Source organism: Viridibacillus arvi (assembly GCF_001274945.1).
In the GTDB taxonomy this organism is placed as follows: domain Bacteria; phylum Bacillota; class Bacilli; order Bacillales_A; family Planococcaceae; genus Viridibacillus; species Viridibacillus arvi.
The window spans coordinates 886,238-904,193 of sequence record NZ_LILB01000005.1 but is presented as its reverse complement, the minus strand read 5'-3'; the positions used below and the strand labels follow the sequence as shown (position 1 = coordinate 904,193).

Here is a 17,956-nt window from a genome sequence, read left to right as displayed (position 1 = left end):
TTGCTTCGAAAGGTGGGGCTATGTTGGAGATTATAGCAATACATGAATTTACAGTTAAAATTATTCATGAAGCAGGCGAACGAATTCGTCAATCACTTTCTGAAAAGTTAGAAATCGAGACAAAGGCAAATGCGAATGATCTTGTAACGAATATTGATCGTGAAACAGAATTATTTTTTATTGAACAAATTCATTCTTATGATCCCGCATTTAAAATTCTCGGTGAGGAAGGGATGGGGGAACCCCTTGAATCATTGGATGGTGTCGTATGGATAATTGATCCGATTGATGGGACGATGAATTTCATACGACAGCATCGTAATTTTGCAATTTCAATTGGCATTTATGTTGATGGCATTGGAAAACTAGGGTACATATACGATGTAATGCGCAATGATTTGTATTATGCTATCGAGGGACAAGGAGCATATATGAATGATCGTCAGTTAGAACGGCTGCAACCATTACCGCTACACGAAGCTATTATTGGGATAAACGCTACTTGGGTTACACCAAATCGCTACATCGAACACAATAAGATGATTGACCTTGTTCATCATGTTAGAGGGACAAGATCGTATGGCTCTGCTACTTTAGAGATTGCTTCAGTAGTATGTGGACGGATGGATGCTTATATGTCTATGCGATTATCACCTTGGGATATTGCTGGTGGTGCAGTGATTGCAAATGAAGTTGGTGCGATTGTGTCAAACTTAGGAAATGAAGCGATTAATTTGGAAGAACAAGATACATTTATTATTGCAAATCCTAAAATTCATAAGACAATCATTGAACAATACGTTGATTTGAAATAGAATATAGATATAAATAAAAAGAATGAACTCGCAAATTGCCAGTTCATTCTTTTTATTTGAGAAGAGTTACAGCAAACCTTTATCACGGAATTGTCGTTTAGTTTTGAAGCCATAGCCCATAATGGCACAAACCAAAATAATGGCACCAAAGATACCAATTACGCTTTTAAAGGCAACTGCAATTCCTATTGAACACATAGCTAGCACTGCAGCTAATGCAAAAAAAGCCATAACGACTTTAGCATTTTTCATTTTAAATCCTCCAGTTGATGAATTTGTTTGACTTATAAGTGATAATAACTTAATGTCGAACTAATAATTATACTGTGAAATAATAAAAAAATTTGAAATACTAGTTGTTAAGAAAAGACAAAAAACATCTCTTGTGTTATAATAACACAGTTATGGACTCGAAAATAGAATGTGGAGTGGAATAATGACAAATTTACGTCAAGACATTAGAAATATTGCAATTATAGCTCACGTTGACCATGGTAAAACGACATTGGTTGACCAATTATTACAACAATCAGGTACTTTTCGTTCAAACGAAAATGTCGCAGAAAGAGCAATGGACTCGAACGACATCGAACGTGAACGTGGTATTACAATTTTAGCGAAGAATACAGCAGTAAACTACGAAGGTACTCGTATCAATATCCTAGACACACCAGGACATGCCGATTTCGGTGGAGAAGTTGAACGTATCCTGAAAATGGTTGACGGTGTACTATTAGTTGTAGATGCATATGAAGGTTGTATGCCTCAAACTCGTTTTGTGTTGAAAAAAGCATTAGAGCAAAAATTAACACCAATCGTAGTTGTAAACAAAGTCGATAAAGATTCAGCTCGTCCTACAGAAGTAGTGGATGAAGTAATTGATTTATTAATCGAATTAGGTGCTGATGAAGATCAATTAGAATTCCCAGTCGTGTTTGCTTCTGGTGTAAATGGTACTGCATCACTTGATTCAGACCCAGCTAAACAAGAAGAAAATATGAAGTGCTTATTTGAAGAAATTATTAGTCACATTCCAGCACCAGCTGATACTAGTGATGAACCTTTACAATTCCAAGTAGCATTACTTGATTATAATGACTATGTTGGCCGTATTGGTATCGGTCGCGTATTCCGCGGTAAAATCCATGTTGGACAACAAGTTGCACTTATGAAACTTGATGGCACTGTGAAAAATTTCCGTGTAACTAAAATCTTTGGTTTCTTCGGATTAAAACGTGAAGAAGTTGAAGAAGCATACTCAGGTGATTTAATTGCTGTTTCAGGTATGGAAGACATTAACGTAGGTGAAACTGTTTGTCCAACTGAGCACCAAGAAGCTTTAACACCTTTACGTATCGATGAACCAACATTACAAATGACTTTCTTAGTAAACAACTCACCTTTTGCAGGTCGCGAAGGTAAATGGGTAACATCACGTAAAATTGAAGAACGTTTACGCGCTCAATTACAAACAGATGTAAGTTTACGTGTAGAAAATACTAATTCTCCAGATGCTTGGACTGTTTCGGGTCGTGGTGAACTTCACCTATCGATTCTGATTGAAAACATGCGTCGTGAAGGTTATGAATTACAAGTATCTAAACCAAAAGTTATCGTTAAAGAAATTGATGGTGTAAAATGTGAACCATTTGAACGTGTACAAATCGATGTACCTGAAGATTCTGTAGGTTCAATTATTGAATCATTAGGTTTACGTAAAGGTGAAATGTTAGATATGGTGAACAATGGTAGTGGCCAAGTTCGTTTAATCTTCATGGTACCTGCTCGTGGATTAATTGGTTATACAACTGAATTTATGTCTTTAACAAAAGGTTTCGGTATTCTCAACCATACATTCGATAGCTATCAACCATTACTAACAGGTAAAATCGGTGGACGTCGTCAAGGTGTACTAGTTTCTATGGAAACAGGTAAATCAACTACTTATGGTATGATGCAAATTGAAGACCGTGGTACACTATTTGTTGAACCAGGTACTGATATTTATGAAGGTATGATTGTTGGTGAAAATACACGTGATGCAGACATTACTGTTAATATCATCAAAATGAAACAAAAAACAAACATCCGTTCAGCTAACAAAGACCAAACGAATGTTATTAAAAAACCTCGTATTTTAACTCTTGAAGAAGCATTAGAATACTTGGCTGAAGATGAGTACTGTGAAGTAACACCAGAATCTATTCGCCTTCGTAAACAAATTCTAAATAAAAACGAACGCGAAAAAGAAGCTAAGAAATCACGTAGCGCTGAGTAATCATTCGCTAAACGAAAGGAAGGAAAGTCTTGGATATTAAATCCGGTTTTTTAAGTGAACTGAATTTTATTCAACTTGCCGCACCTGATGTATCAAATAATGATGCATTTGTATTTGATAAAATGTATCCGGTAGCCAAGTATGTTTATCAAACTGCATCTGATTTTAGTGTTGCTAGTAATATTTTGTTAGTGGTTATTTTTGCATTGTCGATTGTTGTTTACAATCTAGGATTCGCGAAAAAACTTAAGTTTTGGCAAAATATCGTTATTTATTTCTTCTTGTTTGTTGGCTGTATCTTTTTGACATTCTTTGCAACTTATTTACCTGTAGTAGAGGGATTATTGATTATCGCACTTGTGCTAATCATGTATAAAATTGGTCTGCGTAGAGATAAAAAAGCACAAACAGTACAATAATAATCTAGTAAACCACATAAAAAAGAGCAATTGAGGACAAGCTAATAGCTGAATCTCAATTGCTCTTTTTATTTTTTTTATTTAACCTACATTACATAGAATAACTAGAATTCATCTTCGACAAGTGAGTGTTTTTTTCTAAAGATAAATCGACCAGTTGCTAAACGGGCATTTGTTCTTTCTGAAATGCGATCATGACATATAGGGCACATATACGTATGGATAGGGCGATTTCGCAATTTTTTTGCTTCTGGTGAATAATCGGGTAATTCATTAATAGAATCGCAAATGACACATTTAACTCGCATCGTTTAAGTCCCTCCTATTCTACTCGAATTGCAACAAGACCTTTAATTGGGTTCTCTACATTTGAACCGTCACCGTTGAGTACATAAACAGGACCGTTATCAGTCAGCATTTTACCGTCTTGGCTATATTTTAAGATAAGGGACTCAGCATCTTCTATGGAGAAGTTATATTCAGAGCCATCTCGGCATTCTAGAATAACTGTAGTCGCACCATCTTTAATTTCTGCATTGTTTAGGAAGGGTTTTAATATAATACCGAATGTGCCGGTCATCATATGTTTTCTCTCGAATTTTCGTTCGGATTTTAAAGTTGGTGGAAATGTTGCACCCTCCATAATTTCACGTGACCAGTGTTTACCTGCTTTTTCCATGTACTCTTCGTCAGCGTTTACAATTACTCGTTCTTCAGTAAAATATGTGTCTAGATCTAATTTACGATCATCAAAAATCCAAACAGTTGGATCTAATGTGATAGCAAAATTCACGGCACCTTTAATTTGAATGATAGATTCCATGTTGATTCCTCCTTGAATAGTACATTCCATATCTCAGTATACCGCTAATTTATGTAGTTAATAAAGAAATAAAATTGGTTACACGGTTTACATAGTTATATACTTGCAATTTTACTGCGCAAAAGATAAACTTTATTAAGATAGAATAGAAGAAATATCAGGTAATGGGGGCGTCCTCATGGATACAAAATCGCAAAGTTCATATCAGGAGAAGGCATTGGAACTCCTTATTGCTGACGCAGATAAAATTGCTAAGCTTATTAGAGTACAGATGGAGCATTTAACAATGCCACAATGCCCACTATACGAAGAAGTTTTAGATACACAAATGTTTGGCTTATCACGCGAAATTGATTTTGCAGTTAAGTTAGGCTTGCTTGAACGTGAAAAGGGAAGAGAGATTCTTGATTCACTTGAAAAAGAATTATCTGTGTTGCATGATGCATTTACAGAGAAATAAGTAGAAAACTCAAACACGCTGTTGTTTGGGTTTTTTTGCTACAAGATGAGTAAAAGAGGTATTCGCATGAAAACATACTTAAAAAATTATTCAAGGAATTTCGATTATCCACTGTTTTTTACATATTTATTACTTTGTCTCTTTGGACTTGTTATGATTTATAGCGCAAGTATGGTATGGGCAGTGAATAAATTAGGATATAGCGCTGACTATTTTTATAAAAAGCAAATTATTAACCTTTGTATTGGGGCTGTTGCTTTTGCGGTGGGTGCTTTTATTCCATACAAAATTTACAAAGAAAATAAAGTACTTTTAGTGATGTTGAGTTTTATGTTCATTTCGCTCTTATCTGTTTACTTTTTTGGCTTTAGTCCAGGAAACTCTGGAGCAAAAAGTTGGATTAATCTAGGTTTTGCAAATATACAGCCATCTGAGTTTGTGAAGATTATTGTCATTTTGTATTTTTCTGCAGTATTTACGAAGAAATACGAAAAGGGAAAAATCGATAATATTAATGAATCTATCATTCCACCTATTTTCGTTCTCTTTGCAGCGGCATTTATGGTCTTTCTTGAACCGGATTTAGGGGGGCTTATGATTATATTCTTTATCGCTATTTCAGTTATTGCAGCGAGTGGAATTAAATTTAAAACCTTTGGTAAAATTCTTGGTGTTTTAGGTGTTTGTATGGCAATTGCGTTAATTGGTATTTTCTTCATAAGAGATAGTTTTTTTACTGAAAAAAGAATGGGGCGAATTAACGCTTTCTTTAATCCTTTTGAGGACGAGCAGTTTTTTGGATATCAAATCGTAAACGGTTATTTAGCAATTGGTGCTGGAGGTATTAAAGGACTAGGGATAGGTCAATCTGTACAAAAAATGGGTTATTTACCAGAGCCACAAACAGACTTTATTTTAGCGATTATTGCAGAAGAATTGGGCACATTCGGGGTCGCAATTGTATTAGGTGGTTTAGGCTTTATTGTCATTCGAGCATTGCTTATTGCCTTACGCACAAAGGATCCAATGGCAAGAATGATAGCAGCTGGTATTGCTAGTATGATAGGGTTCCAAACGTTTATAAATGTCGGTGGATTAACAGGGATTATACCGTTAACTGGTGTTCCGCTACCCTTTATTAGTTATGGCGGAACTTCGATAATTTTGTTATCTTTAGCTATGGGGATTCTCATAAATGTCTCTATGTTTGTTAAAAGGGAAAGGAATAAAGTCTAGGGGGTAAGGGAAATGGCAATTAAAAAAATTCTAGTGGCAAACCGTGGTGAAATTGCAATTCGCGTGTTTCGAGCGTGTACAGAGTTAAATATTACAACAGTAGCAATCTATTCGAGAGAGGATAGTGGCTCGTATCACCGTTACAAAGCTGATGAAGCGTATCTTGTTGGTGATGGTAAGAAGCCTATAGATGCATATTTAGATATAGAAGGAATCTTAGCGATAGCAAAAGATGCAGGAGTGGACGCAATCCACCCTGGTTATGGTTTTTTATCTGAAAATTTAGATTTCGCAAAACGTTGTGAAGAAGAGGGAGTTATTTTCATCGGTCCAACTTCTAATCATTTAGATATGTTTGGTGACAAAGTAAAAGCTCGTGAACAGGCAGTTGCAGCTAATATTCCAGTAATCCCTGGAACAGATGGACCTGTTGCATCTATTGATGAGGTGTTGGCGTTTGGTGAGGAGTATGGCTACCCGTTAATGATAAAAGCTGCACTTGGTGGTGGAGGACGCGGTATGCGCGTTGTACACTCTGCTGATGTTGCTTTAGAAGCTTATGATAGAGCCAAGTCAGAGGCGAAAGCTGCATTTGGATCTGATGAAGTGTATGTAGAGAAATTTGTAGACAAGCCGAAGCATATTGAAGTACAAATTTTAGGAGACAAAGAAGGCAATATTGTTCATCTATATGAACGTGATTGTTCTATTCAACGTCGTCATCAAAAGGTTGTTGAAATTGCACCTTCGAACTCAATTACTCCTGAATTACGTGAAGAAATTTGCCAGGCTGCAATAAAACTAATGAAAAATGTGTCCTACATAAATGCAGGGACTGTAGAATTTTTAGTAGCGGGTAACCAATTTTATTTCATCGAAGTAAATCCTCGTATCCAAGTTGAGCATACGATTACAGAGATGGTAACTGGGATTGATATTGTACATGCACAAATTAAAATTGCAGAAGGTTTATCTTTACATAGTGAAGAAATTGGCATTCCTGAGCAATCACAAATCCCACTTTTCGGATTTGCTATTCAATCTCGTGTAACGACTGAAGATCCATTAAATAATTTCATGCCTGACACTGGAAAATTGATGGTTTATCGTTCAGGTGGAGGTTTTGGAGTACGTTTAGATGCTGGTAACGGCTTCCAAGGTGCAGTTATTTCACCATATTATGATTCATTACTTGTAAAAGTTTCAACTTGGGGAATGACATTTAAAGAAGCAGCAGCTAAGATGGATCGAAATCTACAAGAATTCCGTATTCGTGGTATTAAAACGAATATTCCGTTTTTAGAAAATGTTGTTCGTCATCCGAATTTTATAGATGGTAATTTTAATACAAGTTTCATAGATACAACGCAAGAACTATTTTTATTCTCTCCACGTAAAGACCGTGGTACAAAACTATTAAGTTATATCGGCAATGTTACGGTTAATGGTTTCCCTGGAATTGAATATCAACAGAAGCCAATTTTCTCGAAACCCCATAAACCAGATATTAAAATTGTACAATCAATTCCAGCTGGTACAAAACAAATCTTAGATGAACGTGGTCCTGAAGGTCTTGTTCAATGGATTAAAGAGCAAGATGATGTATTGTTAACAGATACGACTATGCGTGATGCACATCAATCATTGTTGGCGACTCGTGTACGCTCACGTGATATGTTCAATATTGCAGATGAAACAGCACAAATTATGCATAATTTCTTCTCACTAGAGATGTGGGGTGGTGCAACCTTTGACGTTGCATATCGTTTCTTAAAAGAGGACCCATGGGATCGTTTAATTAAATTACGTGAAAAAATGCCAAACGTGCTATTCCAAATGCTATTGCGTGGTGCGAACGCAGTTGGTTACAAAAACTATTCAGATAATGTTATTAGAGAGTTTATCTCAAAATCTTCAGATGCGGGAATTGATGTGTTCCGTATTTTCGACAGTTTGAACTGGATTAAAGGTATGGAAGTAGCCATTGATGCAACAAGACAGTCGGGTAAGATTGCAGAAGCGGCTATTTGTTACACAGGAGATATCCTAGATGACTCTAGAGCAAAATATACAGTGCAATACTATAAAGACATGGCGAAAGAATTAGAGGCTGCTGGGGCCCATATTTTAGCTATTAAAGATATGGCAGGCTTATTAAAACCAGAAGCAGCTTATCGTTTAATTTCTGAATTAAAGGCATCGACAGATTTACCAATTCATTTGCATACACATGATACAAGTGGCAATGGTATCTATTTATATGCTAAAGCAATTGAAGCAGGTGTTGATATTATTGATACAGCGCTAGGCTCAATGGCAGGTCTAACATCGCAACCAAGTGCTAATTCACTTTACTATGCGATGAAGGGTAGCAAACGACAAGTAAGAGCAGACATTGACGGTCTAGAAAAACTTTCATTTTACTGGGAAGATATTCGAAAATATTACAGCGACTTTGAAAGTGGCATGAATAGCCCGCATTCTGAAATATACGTTCATGAAATGCCGGGAGGTCAATATAGTAACTTACAGCAGCAAGCTAAAGGTGTCGGACTTGGCGACCGTTGGGAAGAAGTGAAAAGTATGTATTCCCGCGTAAACTTGCTATTTGGAGATGTTGTTAAAGTAACACCTTCTTCAAAAGTAGTAGGTGATATGGCTTTATTCATGGTTCAAAATGATTTAGATGAAGAAACAGTCATTGAACGTGGTAAAACAATTGATTTCCCAGACTCAGTAATTGAATTCTTCCAAGGTTATTTAGGGCAGCCATATGGTGGATTCCCAGAAGAATTACAAAAAGTTATTTTAAAAGACCGTGAAGCGATTACTGTAAGACCGGGAGAATTATTAGAGGCAGTAGATTTAAAAGAACTTCGCGATGAATTATTTAAAAAATATAATCGTCCAATAACAAGTCATGAAGTACTTGCGACAGCTTTATATCCAAAAGTCTTCGAAGATTACATGAAGACAGTAGATATGTTTGGAGATGTATCGGTATTAGATACGCCAACATTCTTATATGGTTTAAGACTGGGTGAAGAAATTGAAGTTGAGATAGAAAAAGGTAAAACACTTATCATTAAGCTAGTATCCATTGGAGAAGCTCAATATGATGGTACACGTGTCCTTTACTTTGAATTAAACGGTCAACCTCGTGAAATTATTATTCAAGATATGACAGTTGAGGTAGATGGAGATCGTAAAGCGAAAGCAGACCCTGCAAATCCAGATCAAATTGGTGCAACAATGCCAGGTACAGTATTGAAAGTAGCTATTTCTAAAGGTAGCCCCGTAAAACGCGGTGAGCATTTGCTGATTACAGAAGCGATGAAAATGGAAACGACTGTTCAAGCACCTAAGGACGGCGTTATTAAAGAGATTTATGTAGCTGCTGGAGACGCAATTTCAACAGGTGATTTACTAATTGAAATGGAATAACTAGCAAAAAAAACACGCCTTTGCATTTGCAAAGGCGTGTTTTATATTGTTTATTGAAAATACTTAGTTACTTTTCTGATTTTGTCGACTTCTAGATAATAATAGAATCATATAGCACAATAAACCAAATAAAAGTGTGATTAATAGTGAATGTAGTAATGCTAATAAGATATTTAAGCGAGAAAGTACTACAGCCATACCCGCTAATACTTGAAGAGAAACTATTATTAGTGCAATAATCCAACCCCAATAGAGGACTCGTTGTTCTTTATAATGTTTAATAGCATGAATTGCAATGAATAAAATCCAAACGAAGATTAATCCAGCTGCAAAACGATGGCCCATTTGAACCCACTCATAGAAATTAGCAGGTAATCCAATATCTTTGTTATTACATAATGGCCAATCTGGACAAATTAAGCTCGCATTTGTATGACGTACTAAGGCACCTGTATATACTACGAGATAAGAATAGATTGTAACACCTATTGTATGTCTCTTTAGTGTATTGCCAATAATGACCTTGTCCGCATCAAATTTTTGGTCAACTTCGAAAATAATTAATGTGAGTAAGAGTACTGCTGCAAATGAAATAAGTGATATACCAAAATGAAGCGCTAATATAAAATCGCCTTGTCCCCATAAAACTTGAGCAGCACCGATTAAAGCTTGCGCAATCAAGAAGAATAATGCCATGAAAGATAAGAATTTCACTTCACGAATATGTCCTAATACTCTCCAAGACCAAACTGTCAAAATCAAAATAAGAAATGACACGGCTCCAGTAACGACACGATGGGAAAATTCGATCAACACTTCTGTAGTTATTTCTTTTGGTATTAGAGAACCGTTACAATCAGGCCAGTTTCTACCACAGCCCATACCACTATCAGTTTTTGTGACGAGTGCTCCGCCCAGTAAAATGAGCAACATTCCAATTGTTGCAGCAACTGCAAACCATTTCATGTATTTACTATATTGCATAATTGCCACCTACTTTATATATAGTAATCACCTTTTGAAAGGTGGTACCTGCCTTTCTGATGATAGCGAAAATAGGACCAAAAAACAACTTGTATAGAATATTGTCAATCTAAAGAGAAAACGATTTCACAAATTGTTCATAATTTCGTATAAGAACCTTCACAATTAAAACAAGAAAATGATTTACTATAGATATGTTGTGTCAGAGAAACTGGTTCCATCAACCCTTCGACATGAAATTTCACTTTCTGTCTAGAAATCAACGCTATTTTTCGTTATAGTAGGGTTAACGGAATATGCTTATCAATCGAAAGGAGGGGGAATATGTCAAATAGTCGTATATTGTCTGCTAATGGAAACTCGGAACCTGAAACAAGTTCGCTAGTAAAAGATTTTTTTGCACTTATCAAAATTGGGATTGTTAATTCCAATTTAGTTACTACTTTTACAGGACTTTGGTTGGCCTTTCAATTCACTGATAAACATTTTTTACAAGAATTGAATATCATGTTCTTTACTTTAGTAGGTGCGGCATTCATTATTGCAGGATCTGGAGCGATGAATAATTATATTGATCTAGATATTGATCCAATAATGAAACGGACAAAGTCAAGACCGACAGTTACTGGTAGATTTAAACCGAGCCTTGTACTGACAATCGCGCTCTCTCTTTTAATTGTAGGTGAATTTTTGTTATTTATGGCATCTTTTGCTGCCGGTGTGTGGGGACTTGCAGGCATATTATGTTACGTAGTCTTGTACTCCATGTGGTCAAAGAGAAGGCATGTAAGTAATACCGTTGTAGGAAGTATCTCAGGTGCTATTCCACCACTAATCGGCTGGGCTGCTGTTGAACCATCACTTGGTTCCGGTGCATTGGCACTATTTTTGATAATGTTTGTATGGCAACCACCGCATTTTTATGCACTTGCTATGAAACGTACTGAAGAATATAGAGCAGCCAATATTCCTATGCTTCCAGTTGTTAAAGGCTTTGCAAGAACTAAACGTTCAATGTTAGTATGGGTATTATTGTTATTCCCACTACCATTCCTGCTTATGAAGCTCGGAATAGGATTTATTATTCTCGCAACAGTATTGAACCTTGGGTGGTTCGCGCTTGCTTTAACAGGTTTTAAAGCGACAGATGATATAAAATGGGCGAATAAGATGTTTATTTATTCATTAAATTATATGACTATTTTATTTGTTTCAATGATTATTTTTTCTGTCTTTGCCTAACTTTGGGATTCTTTCTTTAAAGGAATTCATATAGAATGAACCACAGTCCTAGTTACACATGTAAATACAACAAAGAAAGAGGGGTTTAATTAAGCTATGATGAAAGGGCTTAAAAAATGGCGTCTATTCGGATTGTTAGCAGCACTAACGATTTTCCTTTCAGGTTGTGGCGAAGAGTATTTATCAACTTTAACTCCAGCGGGTCAAGTTGGTAAAGATCAATACAATCTACTGCTATTATCTACTGCAATTATGACGTTTGTTATTATCGTAGTGGTTATCATCTACGTACTTGCTATTGTTAAGTTCCGACGTAAAAAAGTTGGAGAAAATACAATTCCAAAACAAGTAGAAGGTAGCCATACACTAGAAATTATTTGGACAGCAATTCCAATCGTTTTATTATTAATCTTAGCTGTACCTACTGTAAGTTTAACTTACAAATTCGCTGATACTAAAGCGATGGAAGCGAAAGACGCTGACGGTAACGCGAAAGCGGTTACTGTAAACGTTACTGCTAAATTATATTGGTGGGAATTCGAATACCCTGAACAAGGTATCGTAACTTCTCAAGAATTAGTAGTACCAACAGGTCAGAAAGTTTACTTCAATTTAAAAGCTGCTGATGTAAAACACTCATTCTGGATTCCAGCTATCGGTGGTAAAATGGATACAAACGTTGATAACATCAACAAATTCTATTTGACATTTGATAAAGAATCAGACGGTTTGAAAGATGGAGTATTCTATGGTAAATGTGCTGAACTTTGTGGTCCTTCACATGCTTTAATGGATTTCAAAGTTAAAACATTAAGCCAAGATAACTTCAACAATTGGGTTGATAACATGCAAGCTACTAAAGGGAAAAAAGCTGATAAAAATTCAACTGATTTAGGTGAACAAGTATTCGCTAATAGTTGTATTTCATGTCACGCAGTTTCTGGTGAAGGTACTGGAGGCGGAGTTGCACCTAACTTAGCTGCATTTGGAGATCGTAACCGTGTTGCTGGTTTCCTTGAACACTCAGAAGATGGTATTAAAAACTGGATTAAAAACTCACAAGAGCTTAAACCAGGAAACATAATGCCAGAAGAGAAAGCTTTAAATAACGGTAAAGAATTCACAGATGAAGAGCTTGATGCTTTAGCCGCATACTTAATGGGTCTATCTGTAGAAAAATAATTTGATTTAAATCATATTGAGGGAGGTTAAAGTTGTGAGCTCAACTGCAAAGAAAAAGGGCTTTGGCGCAACTATCTGGGACTACTTAACAACAGTAGACCATAAAAAAATCGCCATTCTTTACCTTATTGCCGGTACGTTCTTCTTCGTAGTCGGTGGTATAGAAGCAATGCTTATTCGTATCCAACTAGCAAAACCAGATAATGATTTTGTGAGTGCGGGTCTTTTCAATGAAATTATTACAATGCATGGTACAACAATGATATTCTTAGCTGCAATGCCATTGTTATTCGCATTTATGAACGCCGCTGTACCACTACAAATTGGTGCACGTGATGTTGCTTTCCCATTCCTAAACTCTTTAGGTTTTTGGTTATTCTTATTTGGTGGTATTTTCTTAAACCTTTCATGGTTCTTAGGTGGAGCTCCTGATGCAGGTTGGACTTCTTATGCATCATTATCTCTAGCATCACCAGGTCATGGTATTGACTTTTATGCTTTAGGTTTACAAATTTCAGGTGCGGGTACACTAATCGCGGGGATTAACTTCCTTGTAACGATTATTAACATGCGTGCACCAGGTATGACATATATGCGTATGCCATTATTCACATGGACTACATTTGTAGCGTCTGCTTTAATTTTATTCGCGTTCCCTCCACTTACTGTGGGATTATTCTTCATGATTTTCGACCGTATGTTTGATGCGAACTTCTTTGATCATATTAATGGTGGTAATACAGTTATCTGGGAGCATTTATTCTGGATCTTTGGTCACCCTGAAGTATATATCTTAGTACTTCCTGCATTCGGTTTATTCTCTGAGATTTTCGCGACATTCGCAAGAAAACGTTTATTCGGATACTCTTCAATGGTATTTGCGACTATCTTAATCGGTTTCTTAGGCTTCATGGTATGGGCTCACCATATGTTTACTGTAGGTCTTGGACCAACTGCAAACGCAATCTTCGCAGTAGCGACAATGGCGATTGCTGTACCAACAGGTATGAAAGTATTTAACTGGTTATTAACAATTTGGGGCGGTAACATCAAAGTTACAACACCAATGCTTTATGCATTAGGTTTCATCCCATCTTTCGTAGCTGGTGGGGTTACAGGGGTAATGCAAGCATCTGCACCTCTTGATTACCAACTACATGATTCTTACTTTATCGTAGCTCACTTCCACTACGTTATCGTTGGTGGTATCGTATTAGCATTATTTGCTTCAGCCCATTATTACTGGCCTTTAATGTTTAACCAAATGTTAAATGAAACTCTTGGTAAGATTACATTTGTATTCTTCTTCATTGGGTTCCACTGTACATTCTTTGTTCAACATTTCTTAGGATTAATGGGTATGCCACGTCGTGTGTTCACATTCATGGGCGGACAAGGTTGGGACCAATTCAACTTAATTAGTACGGTTGGTGCTTTCTTAATGGCAATCGGTGTTATTTTACTAGTAGTAAACGTAATTATCACTGCTATTAAAAATGAACCAGCTGGACGCGATCCATGGAAAGATGGACGTACTCTTGAGTGGGCTATTCCACAACCAGTACCATATTATAACTTTAAACAAACTCCACTTGTTCGTGGATTAGATACTTTTTGGATTGAAAAAATGGAAGGAAACAAAGAGGGGATGACATATGCTGAGCCAATTTCAGATATCCATATGCCAAACAACTCATTTATTCCATTCATGATTTCACTTGGTTTATTTGTTGCAGCATTTGGTGCACTTTATCACCAAGATACAGATAAAACTTGGTCAATTCCAGTATTAATTATTGGTTTAGCGATTACATTCGCTTCTATGATTACACGTTCTCTTAAAGATGATTTAGGTTATCATATTCATAAAGAGGAATTAATGAATGAAAAAGGGGGTAAACACTAATGGATTTAAATAAGAAATTTACCCCACAATCTTGGCCAGCACATCCCGAGAACTCTACACTTGAAGGGAAAAACAAAACACTTGGTTTTTGGATTTTCCTTGGTGGTGAAACAGTTTTATTCGCTACTTTATTTGCGACTTTCTTAGCACTAAAAAATAAAGGGCCAGCTGGAATGGAATTCTCAACTCAAAGTCTTTTTGAGTTACCACTTGCTTTCATTATGACGATGTTACTTTTAACTTCTTCATTAACAAGTGTTTATGCTATGTATCATATGAAAAACTATAATTTCAAAGCAATGCAAGCTTGGTTAATCGTTACTGTTTTATTAGGTTTAGGATTCCTTGGTCTTGAAATTTATGAGTTCTATCACTATGTACACCTTGGCTTTACATTTACTCAAAGTGCATTCGGTTCTTCATTCTACACTTTAGTAGGTACTCACGGATTGCACGTAATTATAGGTTTAGCTTGGTTTATCCTGTTAATGCTGCGTAACTCTAAACGTGGCTTAAACCTTTATAATGCTCCTAAGTACTACTTAGCTTCATTATACTGGCACTTTATCGACGTAGTTTGGGTATTCATCTTCACTGTAGTTTACTTGATGGGAGTGTTGGGCTAATGTCACATGACGTTGAAGCACGTACAAGAAGTAAACACGAGTATGAATATGCTCGTAAACGCGCAAACCAAGGTATGCGTAATCAAGTAACAGTATTTGCGATTATGATCTTCTTAACATTCATCGCATTTGCTGCAGTTCAAGCAGGAATGTCTGCTTACTTAGTTGCACCACTTATTTTATTATTTGCGGCTGTACAAGTAGCACTACAATTGTATTACTTTATGCACTGGAGCGAAAAGGGTCATGGAATGGCACAATTCTTCATGTACTCTGCTGCATTCATCGCTTTTACAATGATTCTTGCATTTGTAACAATCATTTGGTGGTAAGAACCAGAGCAAAAAGACCGAGTCTATTACAGGCTCGGTTTTTTGCTTTTTTGCTAGATAGTGTTTAAGGCTGGAAGATGTAATCAAGCATTAAGTATAAAGTTTCACATCGTTTTTTCTCGATCAAAGTCTGGAAAGATGCTTTCGAAAGTTCCAGTGCCGATCGAGGGCCCACAGGATGTGGGTCACGTAACCGTTACGGCAGGACGCCGCGAACTTAGGTTACGTTCCTTAAGTGAGATATCCAGCTTTGTGCGTTAGCGGCTCGAGGTCACTTCCATTTTCTCGGTCAAAGTCTGAAAAGATGACTTTGATTCGAAAATTCCAGTACTTGTCGAGGGCCCACAGGATGTGGGTCACGTAACCGTTGCAGCAGGACGCCGCGAACTTAGGTTACGCTCCTTAAAACGAACGCGCAAAGCATTTAATAAGATATCCAGCTTCAGGCGCTAGCTACTCGCGACGTTTCGGCCGGGCGCTCAAAGTCAAAAGGCGACTTTGGCTTCCGTCCTCCAACGTGTTTCGTAGCTGAACGAGCGCCTTCAGCATTTAGGTATATCCAGCTTTGCGCGTTAGCGGCTCGAGGTCACTTCCATTTTCTCGGTCAAAGTCTAAAAGATGACTTTGATTCAAAAATTCCAGTGCTTGTCGCCGCTGAACGAACGCGCAAAGCATTTAATAAAAAAATTGTCATGATTCGTTCATTGAAGTTCGTGGGGTTGGGACTTATAATGGAGGTATTGAGACTAAAGGAGCGAAATACTATGCCTCTAAGTATATTTGGATTTCAAGCAATGTGGAGCCCTTATTTAATAGGCGTCATTTTGTTTTTAACTGTTCTATATTTTCTTATTACTGTTAAATGGAGAACGGACTTCAAAGTGAGTGAACCTTTGAAGAAACGTGAGGCGATCAATTTCGTAATCAGTATGATATTGCTATATATTGTTATGGGTTCGCCAGTCGATTTAATGGCTCATATTATGTTTACAATGCATATGGTGCAAATGGCTTTACTACTTTTATTAATACCGATTTTCTTGATTCAGGGGATCCCAAATTGGTTATGGAAGTATGTCATTGAATTACCTTATATCAAACCTGTATTTCATTTTATGACTAAGCCCATGTTTGCTTTAGCATTTTTCGTTGCATTATTCTCTTTTTATCATATTCCAATGGTTTTGGACTATATAAAACTAAATGAAACGATACATGGATTGTATACATTACTTCTGTTTGTATCAGCATTATTTATGTACTGGCCACTTATTAATTCTGTAGAGGGACAACCTCGTATGAAGGATCTACACAAAATTGGTTATATTATCGGGAATGCGGTGCTTATCACGCCTGCTTGTGCGTTAATTATTTTTGCTTCAACGCCATTCTATGCTACATATACAGATGGTGAATTGTGGATGAAAGCAATGGAATTATGTGTACCTGTATCAACATTAGCAGGACTATCTTTATCGGGGCCAGAATTATTTACTAATATGGACCCTATGTACGATCAACAGCTAGGCGGAGTCATTATGAAAATTATTCAAGAAATTATCTTTGCAGCTGTATTAGGTAAAGTATTTGTTAAATGGTATCGTAATGAACAAGAGAACGCGGAAGAAATTACGCAAAAAGCTTTATTGGAAAGACAACAATTAAATGCTAATCAGTATAATTAATAACAAAAAGATTGTTAGGAGAAAAACGCATGAATGTACCTATTTTACCTACAATTAGTACAACTTTTATTGCATTAAGTGCTATTTTAGTAGCAATTGGTTGGGCACTAATTAAACAAAGAAAAATTGAAGCGCACAAGAAAACCATGATTGCAGCTGCAATATCTGCAATGTTATTCTTTATTATTTACGTATCACGTACTGTATTTATTGGTAATACAGCATTTGGTGGACCAGATAATTTGAAAATTTATTATACAATTTTCCTTGTATTCCATATTTGCTTGGCAACTACAGGTGCCGTTTTCGGTATCGTAACATTATTAGCAGGATTCAAAAATAACCTTGTACGTCATCGTAAAATTGGACCGATTACAAGTGTGATTTGGTTCTTCACAGCCATTACAGGCGTAGCAGTATATATATTACTTTATGTATTATACAAAGGTGGAGAAACAACCTCAGTTATTAAAGCTATTTTAAGTCAGTAAAGATAAAAAGCTGTTCCCTTATTATTTTTTGGG

Annotated in this window: 17 protein-coding genes; 13 read left to right on the top strand and 4 right to left on the bottom strand. The window is 36.5% G+C overall.

The features are described 5' to 3' along the window. The first annotated feature begins 23 nt into the window (after positions 1-23). Complete coding sequence (locus AMD00_RS13710; RefSeq protein ID WP_053417582.1) at positions 24-815, top strand: inositol monophosphatase family protein; 792 nt, start codon at positions 24-26, stop codon at positions 813-815. Positions 816-881: 66 nt separating this feature from the next. Here AMD00_RS13710 and AMD00_RS13705 read toward each other — a convergent pair whose 3' ends face one another. Continuing rightward, positions 882-1,067 (bottom strand): DUF5325 family protein, encoded by a 186-nt coding sequence (locus AMD00_RS13705; protein ID WP_053417581.1) that lies wholly within the window; start codon positions 1,065-1,067, stop codon positions 882-884. Between the two features lie 184 nt (positions 1,068-1,251). Here AMD00_RS13705 and typA point away from each other — a divergent pair, with 184 nt between their 5' ends. Together typA and AMD00_RS13695 are read left to right on the top strand one after the other, a co-directional pair. Beyond that, entirely contained in the window at positions 1,252-3,093 is a 1,842-nt protein-coding gene (typA, locus tag AMD00_RS13700; protein ID WP_053417580.1) for a translational GTPase TypA, read from the top strand. 29 nt (positions 3,094-3,122) lie between these two features. Next, entirely contained in the window at positions 3,123-3,512 is a 390-nt protein-coding gene (locus AMD00_RS13695; protein WP_245639522.1) for a YlaH-like family protein, read from the top strand. Positions 3,513-3,616: 104 nt separating this feature from the next. Here the strand turns inward: AMD00_RS13695 and AMD00_RS13690 are convergent, their stop codons facing one another. Further along, positions 3,617-3,820 (bottom strand): YlaI family protein, encoded by a 204-nt coding sequence (locus tag AMD00_RS13690; protein WP_053417579.1) that lies wholly within the window; start codon positions 3,818-3,820, stop codon positions 3,617-3,619. Between the two features lie 14 nt (positions 3,821-3,834). Beyond that, on the bottom strand, positions 3,835-4,335 hold the full coding sequence (locus tag AMD00_RS13685) for a hypothetical protein (protein ID WP_053417578.1): 501 nt from the start codon (positions 4,333-4,335) through the stop codon (positions 3,835-3,837). 178 nt (positions 4,336-4,513) lie between these two features. Between AMD00_RS13685 and AMD00_RS13680 the strand changes: the two genes are divergently transcribed. The 3 genes from AMD00_RS13680 (at position 4,514) to pyc (ending at position 9,475) form a co-directional block, all read left to right on the top strand. Continuing rightward, positions 4,514-4,795, top strand: a complete 282-nt coding sequence (locus AMD00_RS13680; protein ID WP_038183678.1) for a YlaN family protein — start codon at positions 4,514-4,516, stop codon at positions 4,793-4,795. A 66-nt stretch (positions 4,796-4,861) separates the two neighbouring features. Beyond that, positions 4,862-6,031 carry an FtsW/RodA/SpoVE family cell cycle protein gene (locus AMD00_RS13675; RefSeq protein ID WP_053417577.1) on the top strand — a complete coding sequence of 390 codons (1,170 nt, stop codon included), beginning with the start codon at positions 4,862-4,864 and terminating at the stop codon, positions 6,029-6,031. A gap of 12 nt (positions 6,032-6,043) precedes the next feature. Next, entirely contained in the window at positions 6,044-9,475 is a 3,432-nt protein-coding gene (gene pyc / locus AMD00_RS13670) for a pyruvate carboxylase (RefSeq protein WP_053417576.1), read from the top strand. Between the two features lie 63 nt (positions 9,476-9,538). Here the strand turns inward: pyc and AMD00_RS13665 are convergent, their stop codons facing one another. Next, positions 9,539-10,459, bottom strand: coding sequence for a COX15/CtaA family protein (locus AMD00_RS13665; RefSeq protein ID WP_053417575.1), 921 nt, complete (start codon positions 10,457-10,459; stop codon positions 9,539-9,541). Between the two features lie 324 nt (positions 10,460-10,783). Here AMD00_RS13665 and cyoE point away from each other — a divergent pair, with 324 nt between their 5' ends. The 7 genes from cyoE to AMD00_RS13630 all read left to right on the top strand — a co-directional run bounded on the left by cyoE (position 10,784) and on the right by AMD00_RS13630 (position 17,923). Next, positions 10,784-11,701: a heme o synthase gene (cyoE, locus tag AMD00_RS13660; protein ID WP_053417574.1), complete on the top strand. Its 918-nt coding sequence runs from the start codon at positions 10,784-10,786 to the stop codon at positions 11,699-11,701. 96 nt (positions 11,702-11,797) lie between these two features. Beyond that, complete coding sequence (gene coxB, locus AMD00_RS13655) at positions 11,798-12,883, top strand: cytochrome c oxidase subunit II (protein WP_053417573.1); 1,086 nt, start codon at positions 11,798-11,800, stop codon at positions 12,881-12,883. 34 nt (positions 12,884-12,917) lie between these two features. Then, positions 12,918-14,789 (top strand): cytochrome c oxidase subunit I, encoded by a 1,872-nt coding sequence (ctaD, locus tag AMD00_RS13650; RefSeq protein WP_053417572.1) that lies wholly within the window; start codon positions 12,918-12,920, stop codon positions 14,787-14,789. Next, positions 14,789-15,415 (top strand): cytochrome (ubi)quinol oxidase subunit III, encoded by a 627-nt coding sequence (locus tag AMD00_RS13645; protein ID WP_053417571.1) that lies wholly within the window; start codon positions 14,789-14,791, stop codon positions 15,413-15,415. Before ctaD ends, AMD00_RS13645 begins: the two co-directional genes overlap by 1 nt. Continuing rightward, the gene (locus AMD00_RS13640; protein WP_038183700.1) at positions 15,415-15,747 is read left to right on the top strand and encodes a cytochrome C oxidase subunit IV family protein; all 333 of its coding nucleotides are present in this window, start codon (positions 15,415-15,417) and stop codon (positions 15,745-15,747) included. The genes AMD00_RS13645 and AMD00_RS13640 overlap by 1 nt, the downstream gene beginning before the upstream one ends. A 764-nt stretch (positions 15,748-16,511) precedes the next feature. Continuing rightward, on the top strand, positions 16,512-17,432 hold the full coding sequence (gene ctaG, locus AMD00_RS13635; RefSeq protein ID WP_053417570.1) for a cytochrome c oxidase assembly factor CtaG: 921 nt from the start codon (positions 16,512-16,514) through the stop codon (positions 17,430-17,432). Positions 17,433-17,461: 29 nt separating this feature from the next. After that, on the top strand, positions 17,462-17,923 hold the full coding sequence (locus tag AMD00_RS13630; RefSeq protein WP_053417569.1) for a DUF420 domain-containing protein: 462 nt from the start codon (positions 17,462-17,464) through the stop codon (positions 17,921-17,923). The last annotated feature ends 33 nt before the right edge of the window (positions 17,924-17,956 follow it).